This is a genomic window from Pseudopontixanthobacter vadosimaris, from assembly GCF_012979275.1.
Taxonomy (GTDB): domain Bacteria; phylum Pseudomonadota; class Alphaproteobacteria; order Sphingomonadales; family Sphingomonadaceae; genus Pseudopontixanthobacter; species Pseudopontixanthobacter vadosimaris.
This window is the reverse complement of sequence record NZ_JABASZ010000003.1, coordinates 26,582-40,091: the sequence shown is the minus strand read 5'-3', so window position 1 is coordinate 40,091 and position 13,510 is coordinate 26,582. Positions and strand designations below refer to the sequence as shown.

At 62.5% G+C, this 13,510-nt stretch carries 13 protein-coding genes; 2 read left to right on the top strand and 11 right to left on the bottom strand.

All coding sequences use genetic code 11. The features are described from left to right. Positions 1-2: 2 nt before the first annotated feature. The 5 genes from HG250_RS00730 to HG250_RS00710 are packed head-to-tail and all read right to left on the bottom strand — an operon-like array spanning position 3 to position 5,609. Positions 3-1,187 (bottom strand): acyl-CoA dehydrogenase family protein, encoded by a 1,185-nt coding sequence (locus HG250_RS00730; protein ID WP_240956827.1) that lies wholly within the window; start codon positions 1,185-1,187, stop codon positions 3-5. Beyond that, complete coding sequence (locus HG250_RS00725; protein ID WP_170001850.1) at positions 1,180-2,385, bottom strand: acetyl-CoA acetyltransferase; 1,206 nt, start codon at positions 2,383-2,385, stop codon at positions 1,180-1,182. The genes HG250_RS00730 and HG250_RS00725 overlap by 8 nt, the downstream gene beginning before the upstream one ends. 26 nt (positions 2,386-2,411) lie before the next feature. Then, positions 2,412-3,857, bottom strand: coding sequence for an OB-fold domain-containing protein (locus HG250_RS00720; RefSeq protein WP_240956826.1), 1,446 nt, complete (start codon positions 3,855-3,857; stop codon positions 2,412-2,414). Further along, complete coding sequence (locus HG250_RS00715; protein ID WP_170001848.1) at positions 3,854-4,693, bottom strand: MaoC family dehydratase; 840 nt, start codon at positions 4,691-4,693, stop codon at positions 3,854-3,856. The genes HG250_RS00720 and HG250_RS00715 overlap by 4 nt, the downstream gene beginning before the upstream one ends. Before the next feature lie 4 nt (positions 4,694-4,697). Next, positions 4,698-5,609, bottom strand: a complete 912-nt coding sequence (locus HG250_RS00710) for an SDR family NAD(P)-dependent oxidoreductase (protein WP_170001846.1) — start codon at positions 5,607-5,609, stop codon at positions 4,698-4,700. A gap of 108 nt (positions 5,610-5,717) precedes the next feature. Here HG250_RS00710 and HG250_RS00705 point away from each other — a divergent pair, with 108 nt between their 5' ends. After that, positions 5,718-6,449, top strand: coding sequence for an IclR family transcriptional regulator (locus tag HG250_RS00705; protein ID WP_170001844.1), 732 nt, complete (start codon positions 5,718-5,720; stop codon positions 6,447-6,449). A 181-nt stretch (positions 6,450-6,630) separates the two neighbouring features. Here the strand turns inward: HG250_RS00705 and HG250_RS00700 are convergent, their stop codons facing one another. From HG250_RS00700 to HG250_RS00685, 4 genes are read right to left on the bottom strand one after another with little or no spacing between them, the layout of a single operon-like run. Continuing rightward, positions 6,631-8,862 (bottom strand): xanthine dehydrogenase family protein molybdopterin-binding subunit, encoded by a 2,232-nt coding sequence (locus HG250_RS00700; RefSeq protein ID WP_170001842.1) that lies wholly within the window; start codon positions 8,860-8,862, stop codon positions 6,631-6,633. Between the two features lie 10 nt (positions 8,863-8,872). Continuing rightward, the gene (locus HG250_RS00695) at positions 8,873-9,889 is read right to left on the bottom strand and encodes an FAD binding domain-containing protein (RefSeq protein WP_170001840.1); all 1,017 of its coding nucleotides are present in this window, start codon (positions 9,887-9,889) and stop codon (positions 8,873-8,875) included. Next, positions 9,886-10,410 (bottom strand): (2Fe-2S)-binding protein, encoded by a 525-nt coding sequence (locus tag HG250_RS00690; RefSeq protein WP_170001838.1) that lies wholly within the window; start codon positions 10,408-10,410, stop codon positions 9,886-9,888. The genes HG250_RS00695 and HG250_RS00690 overlap by 4 nt, the downstream gene beginning before the upstream one ends. Before the next feature lie 10 nt (positions 10,411-10,420). Continuing rightward, positions 10,421-10,588, bottom strand: a complete 168-nt coding sequence (locus HG250_RS00685) for a hypothetical protein (protein WP_170001836.1) — start codon at positions 10,586-10,588, stop codon at positions 10,421-10,423. 568 nt (positions 10,589-11,156) lie between these two features. On the opposite strand from HG250_RS00685, the gene HG250_RS00680 reads away from it, so the two are divergent. Next, positions 11,157-11,498, top strand: a complete 342-nt coding sequence (locus HG250_RS00680; protein ID WP_205763478.1) for a hypothetical protein — start codon at positions 11,157-11,159, stop codon at positions 11,496-11,498. 149 nt (positions 11,499-11,647) lie between these two features. On the opposite strand, the gene HG250_RS00675 is transcribed toward HG250_RS00680, so the two are convergent. Together HG250_RS00675 and HG250_RS00670 are read right to left on the bottom strand one after the other, a co-directional pair. Next, entirely contained in the window at positions 11,648-12,757 is a 1,110-nt protein-coding gene (locus tag HG250_RS00675) for a hypothetical protein (protein WP_170001834.1), read from the bottom strand. After that, complete coding sequence (locus tag HG250_RS00670; protein ID WP_170001832.1) at positions 12,754-13,494, bottom strand: hypothetical protein; 741 nt, start codon at positions 13,492-13,494, stop codon at positions 12,754-12,756. Before HG250_RS00670 ends, HG250_RS00675 begins: the two co-directional genes overlap by 4 nt. Positions 13,495-13,510: the final 16 nt, after the last annotated feature.

Here is a 13,510-nt window from a genome sequence, read left to right as displayed (position 1 = left end):
GCTCACCTCGCCTGACCCGCGAATTGGCGCAGCATGTGTTTGGCGATCTGCAACTGGAGGATCTGCGTGGTCCCCTCATATATGCGGTAGACCCGCGCGTCGCGGAAGAACCGTTCGGCGTCATATTCGGCCAGGTAACCGGCCCCACCGTAAATCTGCACGACCCGGTCGACCACGCGGCCGCACATTTCGGATGCGAACACCTTGAAAGCCGCGGCCTTCACCAGCACGCTTTCGCCGCGATCCGCACGGGCGGTCACGTCGGCGAGCATGCATTCGGCGGCGTAGATTTCCGTCTCGCTTTCGGCCAGCATCTGCTGGATCAGCTGGAAGCTGGCGATCGGTTCGCCAAAGGCCTTGCGCTCGGCAGCATAGCCCATCGCGGAATCGAGCGCCCGCCGTGCATAGCCGGCGGATGCCGCGCCGACGGATATCCGCCCCGTATCGAGGCTCTTCATCGCGGTGATGAAGCCTTTGCCCTCTTCCATCCCCAGCAGCGCCTCTGCCGGCAGCTGGACGTCCTCCATGATGATATCGGCGATCTGGCTGCCGGACTGTCCCATCTTCTTGTCGGGACTGCTGACCGACACGCCGGGCGTATCCATCGGCACGATGAAGGCCGACACATGCGCGTTCTTCGGCAGCGCTTCCTTGCTCGTGCGCGCCATGATGAGGGCGATATCCGCCTGCGGCGCATTGGTGATGTAGCGTTTCGTGCCGTTCAATACCCAGCCACCATCGCTGCGTTTCGCGATCGTCGCCATGCCCGCGCTGTCGGACCCGCTGCCGGGTTCGGTCAGCCCGAAACTGGCGATCTCGCCCGCGGCGATGCGCGGCAGCCATTCGGCCTTCTGCTCTTGCGTGCCGCCGTGTTTGATCGCGGAATGGACCATTCCGGTATTGATCGAGATGATCGAGCGATAGGCCGGCATGGCGTAGGACAGCACGTGGATGGTCAGTGCGTATTGCGTCACATTCATGGCAGCGCCGCCATATTCCTCCGGCATGGTCAGGCCGAACAGGCCCATCGACCGCATCTCTTCCAGAATGGCATCGGGGATGCGATCGGTTTCGATGATCTCCCGTTCGGCCGGGATCATCCTGTCGCGCACGAAGCGTTTCAACTGGTCGAGGAATTGTTCGAAAGTCTCGGCGTCCATGCCGGGGTTTGCGGTTATGTCAGGCATCGGCGAGTCCTACGATTGCGATGGATGATACGTTCTGGTTGGGCATGCCGCCAAGATTGTGGCTCAATGCGAACCTGGGCGGTTCCTTGCGCTGGCGTTCTCCCGCGCGGCCGAGCAGCTGGAGATAGTTCTCGTAGATCATGCGAATGCCCGAGGCGCCGATCGGATGGCCGAAACATTTCAGCCCGCCATCGATCTGGCACGGTAACGCGCCATCGGCATCGAAGAAGCCGTCGAGAACATCCTTCCAGCCTTCGCCCTCTTTCGAGATGTGCAGATCTTCCATGGTGACGAGTTCGGTGATCGAGAAACAGTCATGCACTTCGAGCAGGCTGATCTGTTCGCGCGGATTGGTAATCCCGGCTTCTTCGTAAGCCTTGGTGGCCGCCTGGCGGGTGGTGTGGAAATAGCTGCCGTTCCAGCCGTTGCCCTGCATTTCCCATCCGTTCGACGTGGCAAGCTGCAGCGCTTTCACCATGACGAGATCGGTCTTGCCCCAGCTGCGCGCGATTTCGGGCGTGGTCACGATGGCGCAGGCCGCACCGTCGGACACGCCGCAGCAGTCATACAGGCCGAGCGGGGCTGCGATCATGGGCGCTTCCATCGCCTGTTCGACCGTGATCGGCTTGCGCAGATGGGCCTTGGGGTTCTTCGCGCCATTGGCGTGGCTCTTGACCGACACATGGGCCATGGCGCGTTTCAGGTCGTCCGCGCCGACGCCGTGCTGCGAGCGATAGGCGCTGGCGAGCTGGGCGAAATTGCCCGGCGCCGAACCGGTCACGCCGAACATGTCGTAATTGGTGCCGCGCGTGCGCACCGGCAGGCCGCCATAGCCCGTATCCTTGAGCTTTTCCGCGCCCAGCGCCAGCGCGACATCCGCCGCGCCGCTGGCCACGGCATAGACCGCGCCGCGAAAGGCTTCCGTGCCACTGGCGCAGTAATTCTCGACCTTGGTCACGCCGACATTGTCGAGGCGCAGCGCCATGGCGAGCGGAATGCCCGATGGGCCGATATTGATCGCATCGAACGCGGCGCCCAGCCAGGCGGCGTCTATTTCCGATGGGTCGATTCCCGCATCGGCAATCGCCTCCTCATAGGCTTCCAGCATCAGCTGGTCCTCGTCCTTGTCCCAGCGCTCCCCGAACTTGGCACACCCCATGCCGAGGATCGCCACCTTGTCCCTGATACCGCGTGCCATCGTGTCTCTCCTCGTTAGCGTCCCGTTCAAAAAGCGGGCGCAGCCTTCCAGAAATAGCGGCGAAACCCGCGCTTTTCGTCGATTGCCTTGATCCGGAACATCATCCGCATTTCATCGCCGACCTCGATCGCCTGCGGATCGACATCGGTGAACTCCGCCATCAGCCGGCCCCCGCCCTCGAATTCCACATTGCCGTAGCAGGTCGGGGGATCGGGCGAATAGGTCAGGCTGTCGGCAGTGTAGGTCATGACCCGCGCCGGTATCTCGGCCAGGGGATAGTCTTCCTGTGTCCGGATCGCGTGGTCGTTGGAGTTCACGCTCATTTCCGTCTTGGGAAACTGCACCGTTCCGGTCTTGGAGCATTTGCCCCCGACCAGCGCCATCGTGCCCTTGCGCTGACGCCACATCGCGGGAAGCGCCGTCTTCTCGTCATGTTCGGCCCGCATTCCGCGATCGAGCGCCAGATGACCCCGATGGAACAGATATTTCAGGTAATTGTCGCTCGCCTGCTTGCGCGCAAGCCAGCCCGAAACCCCCAGGCGGGGACGCGTCGTGCCGATCCGGTCGGTGACGCGCAGCAGGATCACATCGGCACCCTGACCGAAGGCGGACAGCAGGATCGTCTCGCCCGGCTTCGCTTTTTCCAGAACGGCGGCAAGCATCAAAAGCGGATGCGCCGCGCCCGCATGGCCCACGCTGCCATCCAACTGATCGGCCAGCGCATTCGGCGAGATCCCGGCTTTCCTGGCGAGCATTTCGGGTACGCCGCGCGCAGCGATCGGAACGATCAGGTGATCGACTAAGCCCCCCTCGATGCGGCAAGCGGCCAGCGCGTCTACGATGGCGTCGCCCATGATTTTCACATAACCCTCATCACGGACCCAGCGCGCTTCCCAATCGTAATCGGCTTGGCTGCCCGCTTCGCGAAAATGATCGACGAAATCGGCGGTCACGCTGTGCGTGCCGATCAGTTCGGCGATGACGTCCTTCGTCCCGACCAGCAGCGCCGCGGCGGCATCGCCCGAAGACATCTCACGCGCGGAAGCGGGTTTGGGTTGCGTCCGTTCGCCGGTGACTTGCAGAATCGTCTGGCCGGTCCCCTTGCTCATGCCGAAGGCCGCCATCAATTGCGAGGTCGCCACCCGCTGGCTCCCGCCCGCATCCAGCGCCCCCGTGACATCGCCGAGATTGAGTGCCTCCTTCACGATGCCGGCATTTTGCCGGTCCGCAAATGGCGCGGTGGTGGAGGCAAGCCAGACGGCGTCGATTTGCGCCCGGTCAAAATTCTCAAGGCAATCGCGCGCCGCCTCGACCGCCATCGTGCAGACGTCCTCGTCCCAGCCGGAGACGGCCTTGTCCCCCTTGCCGCGCGGACCGCCGAACCAGGCATTGGCCTTAGCGATAGCGGCCCGATCCAGCCGGGTGATGGGGACGTAAGCGCCATAGGCAGTGATACCGACTCCGGCCATCATCGAAACTCCGCATATCCGTTGTTGATCACCACCAGGTCGCGTTCCGCCGCCCGCGCCCGGAAAGAAGCGCTGCCGTCACCTTCGCGCCAGATTTCGGTGACGATCGTCTCGCCCGGATAGACCGGACTGGAAAAACGCACATCCATGCGGGTCAGCCGGGTGGGATCATTGTCGCACAGTTCGGCCAGCAAGGCCCGGCCGACGACGCCATAGGTGCACAACCCGTGCAGGATCGGCGCTGCGAATCCGGCCGCTTCGGCAACCGCCGGATCGATGTGGAGAGGGTTGTAATCGCCCGAAAGACGGTAGATTTCAGCCTGGTTCGCGGCGGTCGGCAAGGTGACGACGGCATCAGCCTCCCGGTCCGGGACCGGATGCGGACGCGGAGGTTCGCCGTCGCTGCCTCCATGCCCGCCATCGCCGCGCAGAAAGCTGCTCATCCGCACGGTCGCGAGATGCGTGCCACCATCCTCGTCGTAGATTTCGCGCGCGCTGAAGGCGAGCGATCCCTTGTCCGCCCCCTTGTCGTAGATCGCCTCGATCCGGGTTTCTCCGCGAACCGTCCCTTCCACCGGCAGGGGCGCATGAATGCGGGTCGACTGTTCGCCATGCAGCACCTTCTGCCAGGTCACGCCAAATGCGGGATCGCGCCAGAAGAACCCGGGATAGGCCAGCACCACCGCCATGGTGGGCAACGCTTCCAAAGTCTCTTCGTAGATGAAATCCAGCTGCCGCGCCCCGACCCCCAGCGCATAGAGCATCGTGTCGCGCGGCGTGATGATGTGGTGCGTGACGATGGGGTCCATCGCCAGCAGGGCTTGGGGATCGAAAGCCATCGCGTCAGATCGGGTCCCAGGAAAATACTTCGCCCGAACGCTGCAATTCGTGGAAGGTGGGGCGGAAGGCCGGCAGCAGGTCCGAATTGATTGATTCCGGCGTCCACCCTTCCGATCGGTGCATCGAACGGAGCGGGCGCGGGACGGAGAACAGAAAAATCTCGTTTTTTCGCACGCAGAAGATCTGGCCGGAAACGTCCCGGGCCTCGTCCGACAGCAGCGATACGGCCAGCGGCGCGATCTTGTCCGCGCTCATCGACTTGATCCGCTCCACCCGTTCGCGCTCAGCGTCGTTCTGCGCCGGGATCGTGGCGGTCATTCGGCTCCAGGCGAACGGAGCGATGCAATTCGAGCGGACGTTCGAGCGCGCCATGTCCAGCGCGATCGAGTTGGACAGGCCGACTACGCCCATTTTCGCCGCCGAATAATTCGCCTGGCCGAAATTGCCGATCAGGCCGGAGGTCGAGGTGAAATGGACGAACGCCCCGGAGCCCTGTTCCTTGAATTGCAGGGCGGCGGCCTTGGACACGTAGTAATAACCGTTGAGATTGATGCGGATGACATCGTCCCAGTCGACCTGGCTCATCTTGTGGAAGATGCGGTCGCGCAGGATGCCGGCATTGTTCACCACGCCGTCGATCCGGCCGAACTTCGCCACGCCATCCTCGATGATGCTGGTCGCACCCTGGGGATCGGATATGTCGGCCCCGTTCGCGATGGCTTCGCCGCCAAGCTTGCGGATTTCCTCCACGACATCATGCGCCAGACCGCCGTCTGCACCTTCGCCTTCCTGCGATCCGCCAAGATCGTTGACCACGACCCGGGCGCCTTCGCGCGCGGCGCAAAGGGCGATTTCCCGGCCGATTCCGCGTCCGGCACCGGTCACTGCAATCACTTTACCTGCAAGAATGGCCATGGCTTCGAATCTCCCGCTTTGTCTGTCGCAGTCCGGGTTGACTGCTTGCGCGCGATCTTTCAAGCATTCGAATAGATCCATTCGGTATTTCGAATAGGAAGGATGCGTATGCCCCGCTTGGTCAAGTCGGTAAGTCGCGCCGCGGCGATTTTGCGCCTGCTATCCGTGGGCGAGCCAAGGGGCGTGAATGCCGTTGCGCGCGAGCTTGCCCTTGCTCCGAGCACCTGTCTCGAATTGCTGCGGACGCTGTTGCATGAAGAGCTGGTGGATTTCGAACCGGGCCGCAAGACTTACGCCACGGTCTCCGATCTACGCACATTCTTCACAGAGTCTGCCGACGTGCTGTTAAGCGATGTGCTGCGAACGGGCTTGCGTCGGTTTGCGCGAGACCATCTGGTCACCTGTGGGATCTGGTCTCGCCTCGGCACGCGCGTGATCCTGAAAGAGGTGTTCGACAGTCCGGACAGCACCCGAATTCACCTTGTCGCGGGCCAAAGACTTCCGGTCCACCTTGGTGCGATGGGACGCTGCCTCGCCGCAGTGGAAGGCTTGGAGCGTGAGGAAGTTGCCGAGATTGTCACATCGCTGCGCTGGCAATCACCCCCCAGCGCAAGTAATTTCTCGCGCGATGTAGAAAATGCCCGTGTGCACGGCTGGGCGCTCGATGATGGGAACTATCTCCGGGGCATCGCAACGATTGCAGTCGCTCTTCCCAACCATAGCGGTAAGGTGAAGGGATTCGTTACCGCCACGGGGTTTGCAGGCCAGCGGGACATGAGTGAATACGCCAAAATGGGGTGGGAGCTGCAAGGCTTGGCGGGATGCAAGAAGAAATCCTAGGCTGAACGATCGAACCCGTCCTTTATCTTTGCACCCCAAATTGGCCTCTCCCAGGCCCGAGTGACAGTGTTCCTGCTATCCGGTGCTTGTTTCTTGGCAATCCCGTGCCGTGGCCGTTCCCTTCCTTCTCCCAGAACCGCTGAATCTTTTCCGCAGATTTGAGAAGACCAGGTTCGGTGTATCAAAGCAATTTGTCGATGGTGATTGGCAAATCGCGCACGCGCTTGCCCGTAGCGTTGAAAACCGCATTGGCGATTGCCGCGCCGGTGCCGACGATGCCCACTTCGCCTATCCCCTTCACGTCGATCGGAGAAAGCGCGTCGTCCTCTTCTACGAACAGGACTTCGATGTCACCGATATCGGCATTCACGGGAACGTGATATTCGGCGAGATTGTGGTTCATGAACCGGCCGATGCGGTTGTCGGTCATGGTTTCCTCTTCCAGCGTCTTGCCCACCGCCATGACGGCAGCGCCCATGATCTGGCTGCGCGCGGTCTGCGCATTCAATATCCGTCCCGCCGCCGCCGCGATGACAAGGCGAATTACGCGCACCTGCCCGAGTTCTTCATCGACCCGCACCTCGGCGAAGATCGCCGAGTGGGTGTAGCCGACATATTTCAGTTTCTTGAGCATGGGCGGTGTGCTGGTCTTCTTCGCCTCCAGCCGATCGAGCCCGCGTGCTTTCAGGATTTCGCCATAGGACAGGCCGGTGCCGCGATCGGCTTTCACTTCGATCCGCCCGTCTGCGAACACGACATCGTCTTTTGACAGTTTCGTAAAGGGTCCGTCCTTTATCTTGGCCGCGTGCTTGAACAGATCGTCCTGCATCGCCTCGCCCGCCAGCCGGACCGCGTTGCCGACCGTGGCCGCAGTCATCGACCCGCCCTCGATCGGCGCAAAGGGGAAGTCGCTGTCCCCCAGCTTTACGGTGATATCATCGACCGGTAGACCCAGCGTTTCCCCGGCAATCTGCGCGAGGATCGTATAGGTGCCGGTGCCGATATCCGCCGATGCGGTGCTGACTTTCAGCTTGCCGTCCGTGTCCAGGACGATGCGCACCGTCGCCACATTGCTGCGCGCTTCCCACACGCCCGTGGCCATGCCCATTCCGGCCAGTTCGCGCCCATCGCGGGAGCGGCGAGGTTGCGGTTCCCGCCGGGACCAGTCGATGGCCGCCGCGCCGCGTTCGTAACAGGCGCGCAGCGCCTTGGAACTGAAGCGCTTGTTCTCGTTCTCGTCTTCCAGCGAATAATTGCGCAGGCGCAGTTCGATGGGGTCGACATTGGCTGCATGGGCCAGTTCGTCCATCGCGGATTCCAGCGCGAATACGCCAAGCGCACCGCCCGGTGCCCGCATGTCCGAAGGGGTATAGGTATCGAGCCGGGCCAGCTTGTGCGACAGCGAGACGTTGTCGCAATGATAGAGCATTCCCGACCAATTCACGACCACTTCCTGATGATCCTCGAACGTCGATGTCCCCGCGATCGCATCGTGCTTGATCGCGGTCAGCGTGCCATCCTCGCGTGCGCCCAGCTTCACGGTTTGCAGCGTGTGCGGGCGATAGACATGAGTCCACATCTGATCACGGGTGAGCACGACCCTGACGGAGCGTTCCAAGGCCAGCGACGCCATCACGGCGAGAAACAGCTGGTATTGCGGGCGCAGTCCGGAACCGAAGGCGCCGCCCACGAAAGGCGTGGCCACCCGGACCTTGTCCTTCGACAATCCGAACACCCCGGCGACATAGCCCTGGCTGTTGGTAACACCCTGGATCTTGTCGTGAATGTCGAGCGAGCCGTCCGCATTCCACTGCACCGTCGTCGCGTGGGGCTCCATCGGGTTGTGATGTTCGATCGCGACGGAATACTCCGCCTCGACCTGGATCGGAGCCGCCGCGAACGCCTTGTCCGCATTGCCGCGGGGGGAAGGCGCTCCGGCGAAACCTGCACGACCCACCGGCGGTTTGTAAGCGCGTTCCTTCGCATGGTGGATATCGGTGGCATGGCCCGAAGGCTCGATCTGCGCCCGCACCAGCGCGGCGGCATCGCGGGCGGCCTCGAAACTGTCCGCCACGACCAGAGCGATCGGCTGTCCGCTGTAGAGGATATGCTCGTCGTGAAGCGGCCGGAATGGATGACCCGGGGGCGCGGTCTGGTCCTTGTATTTGAGGTCGAGCCACGCGGTGTTCGGACGGTTTTCGTGAGTGAACACTTCGATCACGCCGGGGAAACTGCGCGCAGCAGCAAGATCGAAACCGATGATCCTGCCGCGTGCAACCGCACTTGTCACGACATAACCATGGGTGAGATTGGGCGGGGTGAACTCTGCAGCGTAGCGCGCCTCGCCGGTTACTTTTAGCGGACCGTCGATGCGGTTTACAGGTTCGCCAATGGGATTGGGTGCGGTGGCCATATCGGTTCCTTCAGGCGATGCGTTTGTCGATTTGCGACTGCGGCGTTGCAGCCACGGCCTGGCCGATGGCCCGCACGATGGCGCGCCGGGCCAGCTCGATCTTGAATGCGTTGTCCTTCAATCCGCGCGCGCCATCCAGCAGCAGGTTCGCCGCTTTCGCACAGTCCGCCGGAGCCGCCGCCGTGCCTTCCAGCGCTTCCTCCGCACCGCGCACCCGCCAGGGCTTGTGCGCCACCCCGCCAAGGGCGATGCGGGCGATCTGGATGGTGTCCCCGTCCATCTTGAGGCCAACGGCCACGGATACGAGCGCGAAAGCATAGGAGAGCCGGTCACGCAGTTTGAGATAGGTGTAATGCTCGGGAAAACCGGCAGGAGGAAGCTCGACCGCGACGATCAACTCGTCGGCGGCAAGCGTGGTATCGTGCTGCGGCGTATCGCCCGGCAGGCGGTGAAAGTCCGCCATCGGAATGCGCCGGGAGCCGCCGGGCCCTTCGACCAGAACCTCCGCCTCCAGCGCCGCCATGGCGACACACATGTCGCTGGGATGCGTCGCCACGCAATCGTCGCTCGCGCCCAGGATCGCGTGGATGCGATTGACCCCGCCGATTGCCGGGCAGCCGGTACCTGGCTCCCGCTTGTTGCACGGCGTACCGGTATCGTAGAAATAATAGCAGCGCGTGCGCTGCAACAGATTGCCGCCCGTGGTCGCCGCATTGCGCAACTGCCCCGTCGCCCCTGCCAGAAGGGCGCTCGACAGCATCGGCCAGCGCGCCTGCACCCGTTCGTCATACGCCACCGTGCTGTTGGTAACTAACGCGCCGATCCGCAGGCCCCCGCCTTCCGTTTCCTCGATGGTGTCGAGCGGCAGCTTGGATATGTCGATGATCGAGCTGGGCCGTTCGACATTGTATTTCATCAGATCGACAAGATTGGTGCCGCCCGCGATGATCTTCGCCTCCCGGTCCGCTGCAAGTGCTTCGACCGCTTGTGACACTTCGGTCGGGCGGATATATCCGAACCGGTTCATTGCGCCGGCTCCTTGTCCCCGCGGCTGCCCTGGGCCACCTCTTCGATGGCATCGACGATATTGGGATAGGCGCCGCAGCGGCACAGATTGCCGCTCATCAATTCGCGGATTTCGTCGCGCGATCCGGTCCGGCCGGCTTTCGTCAGCGCCACCGCGGACATCAGCTGGCCCGGCGTGCAATAGCCGCATTGAAACGCATCGTGGTCGACGAACGCCTGCTGCATCGGGTGGAGAGCGTCGCCCCCGTCTTCCGAGAGGCCTTCCACGGTCGTCACCTCCGCCCCGTCGCGCGTTACCGCCAGGACGAGGCAGCTGTTAATGCGTTCACCGTCCACGATGACGGTGCAGGCGCCGCACTGGCCATGGTCGCAGCCCTTCTTGGTGCCCGTCAGGTCCAGCCGTTCGCGTAGCAGGTCGAGCAACGACACCCACGGCGCGACGTCCAGTTTGTGCTTCTGTCCGTTCACCGTCAGGGTAATGGCGATATCGGTTTCGCCGCGCGCTTGCGTCGTCGTGGTCATAGCAGTTCCTTCATGCCGCATGCGTGCGATTGGCGAAGCCTTCGGGGGGCAGCCGCCGCTCCGGATCGCGGCGGCGCAATGGTATGGATGCTGCCTTGAGCGCGAGTGCTGCGACGATTGTTGCCGCGAGCAACCCGCCGCCTGCAAGAACCGGGCGGCTGGCAACGGCATCAACCATTTTCTCGAGCCTGGTGCGTCGGCGCAATATGTTCATCTTGGCAAACTCCGGTAATGCTGCCCTTCGAAGGGCGTAGAAGGAATACGGATCATCGCCCCATCATCCTTCGTGAACCAGTTAACGCACCAAGATCGGTTTGGGTTCAAAAGTATCGATCGATCGATGTCTGTCAAACCTTTGCAGGTGCCGATATCGCGTAACGATCGTGCTGGATCAAGGGTGAGCAACAGCGGCTCGTCCTCCATGCGTCAGCACGGCATAGAGGCCCGACCCAAACCGATGAAGACGGCAATCTCTGGGCGAAGTCGGTAACCCGGAGGACGACTATCTTTATGATGAGGCAATCGAGGGCGGCTACATCCATCCTGGCGGCGACAGCGGGATGGACTGGAGCGAGGCGCGTTCCATCGGCGGGCCGCGCGTAAATGGGTGGAGCAGGCGAACCTCTTCGCCGCCGAGGAGGACGGTAAGGACTGGAGCTACATCTTGCTGGACGAGCGCGACGTTACGCAGGCGCTCACGCTCAACGCATTGATGGCGAAGGCCTGACCGCCATGTAATCCGGCTGTTGCTCGACAACCAGTATAGCTTCGCGTCCTTCTGGAAGCACCACGCCAGCAAGACCGGTGGCGGCGGTCGGGAGATCACCATCGAAGCCGCCAAGCGCGCCGCGAACCGCGCATTGGCGCAGCGGGATACCCCGGTCGTGCTGTCGATCCTGTTCGACCGGCTCCATGTGCTCAGGAACCAGCTGGTCCACGGCGGTGCGACCCGGAACAGCAACGCCAACCGCAATCAGGTCCGTGACGGCGCGGCGCTGCTCGGTTGCCTGCTTCCGGTGTTCATCGACCTGATGATGGATCACCCGGACGAGGAATGGACCATGCCCAACTATCCGGTGGTCGACTGACAGATCATGGCCGGGGATGGTTGGTCATCGAACGAGATCGACGCAGCCGGGGAGGAATATTTTTCCATGCTGGCTGCCGAGATTGCCGTCAGCTTGGCGGAGCAATACAATACAAATTTGATAATAGTGTCGAAGATTCCTGACATCGCTCAATCAGCTCTCAGCAGCAGAAGCGGCTCGTTCGTGTTCGCACGCGCTGCGGCGAGCCACTCGCGCGGCATCAAGCCGTCGCGCTCGAGCTGGGCAAGAGGCGCGGCGCGCGTAGCGGCCATGGCTTCTCGCTGACGCCAGCTTGCAGCCACGGGAACGGCTTCGGCTTCGGCAACGGAGAGCGCTTTCTCCCATTCCTGCGATGCGCGGTCGATACCCGCCGGTAGGCGCGCCAGAACCAGGTCGGCCTTTCCGATACTGCCGGTGAGGCTCTCGATCTGCCGGGCATTCTCGTTTGCCGCAGCCGTGGCGGCTGCACTTTCATTGCAGGCCATGAGACAAGCAACGCGCAGGCCGCCCGCCAGTGACATGGCATCAATCATCGGGTCGGCGAGCGCATATTCGGGCGGCATGTCGAGGAGCAGCTCACGGGCGCGATCCTCGAATCGTTCCTGGTGAGGGCGAGTTGCCAAGGCGATGCCGAGCCATACCTGCGCGGCGCGCCCCGTATCAGTCATCAGCCATGCTTCCTCGAACAGGTTCACCTGCGAACGCAGGAAGGCAAATTCCGCTGCAAGCTGATCCTGCCGGATGCGTTCAATTGCGGCGAGGATACGATCGGTCCCTTCGGTCAATGCGGACAGGTTCTCCTCCACCTTCGAGAGGCGGGCATTCATGATCCCGAAGCCGACGAGCGAGACCCCGATCCCGGTAGCGCTGAGGGCGAGATTGGCGATCCCGATATTCTGCAGCGCGCCCATGCCGGCAGCAAGCGCATCGACCTTTCCCTCGACGCGATTGACGCCCTGGCGAATAAATTCGTTCTGGACATTCGCGGCGACCGAACTCGCCAGCTGCGTTGCGGCGACGCCGGCTCCGATCGCGGGGTTACCTGTGGCGAGGGTGGTCCTGGCCAGCGTGGAGCCTGAAGCTTTGAAGGAATCGAGCAGGCTGCCGACGAGGCCGGTTTCCTGCAGGTAAGAATGGATTTTACCTTTTAGCGGCCCGGAAGCGTGGCGCACGACTGACCCGACGATCTGGAGCTTGCCAGAGGTGATTCCCGGTATTGCCTCTGCGGCTGCGTGAAAGGTTCCTCCAAGTGCACTCATCGTGCCATACTCCTCGCTTCGCTTCCCACGGTCTCGACCACCGATATCAGCTGGCCCATCAGCGGCGTCGGATCGCCGACAGGGGCCATCCACGCTGTGTCTATACGTGCTTGGGCGGAGTGTCGCAGGCGATCGTGAAGCCCAGTGCCGCTCTGCAGTTTCCGGCTGGCGGCATCGCTCGCCTCGCCCACTTTTTCCAGCGCCCAGCTACCCCATTCACGGGCGCTCTTCACAAGATCCTGTCGCGAAATTGCTGCCATTGCACCAGCGAGCCGACCAGTCGGCGCTGCCGCAAATACAGTTTCCGATGAATTCGTACCGGCAGCTTCCTCGATAGCTGGTAACCGCAAGGAGTGCAGGCTTGCGAGAAGAGCATCGGCAAGGTTGCCGTACTCTTCGTCGATCGCGCGAAGTTCTTCTGCCGCTCCTGTGAAAAGCCCCTCCAGTCCGCCAGAAGTGGCGACGCGCATGATGCCGTCGATCCTGTCGCGCGTAAAATTGGCCGGATCCCACAGCGTATCGGCCAGGCCTGCCTCGGATATATGATCCTCCACGCTGCGCTTCGCTTCAATTCCGGCCTTGTTGACGACGCGCCAGATGCCGAGCAGCAATTCGTCGCGCCAGTGCATTACAGCCTGCCGGCGGAGCAGCTTTTCGATGTCCATGAGTCCTCCCGGTTTCGGCTCTTCTTTCCGCATATCCGCAATGTATGCCAGTAGAGAAACGTCTATCTGCACAACGGCGACCGGTTCT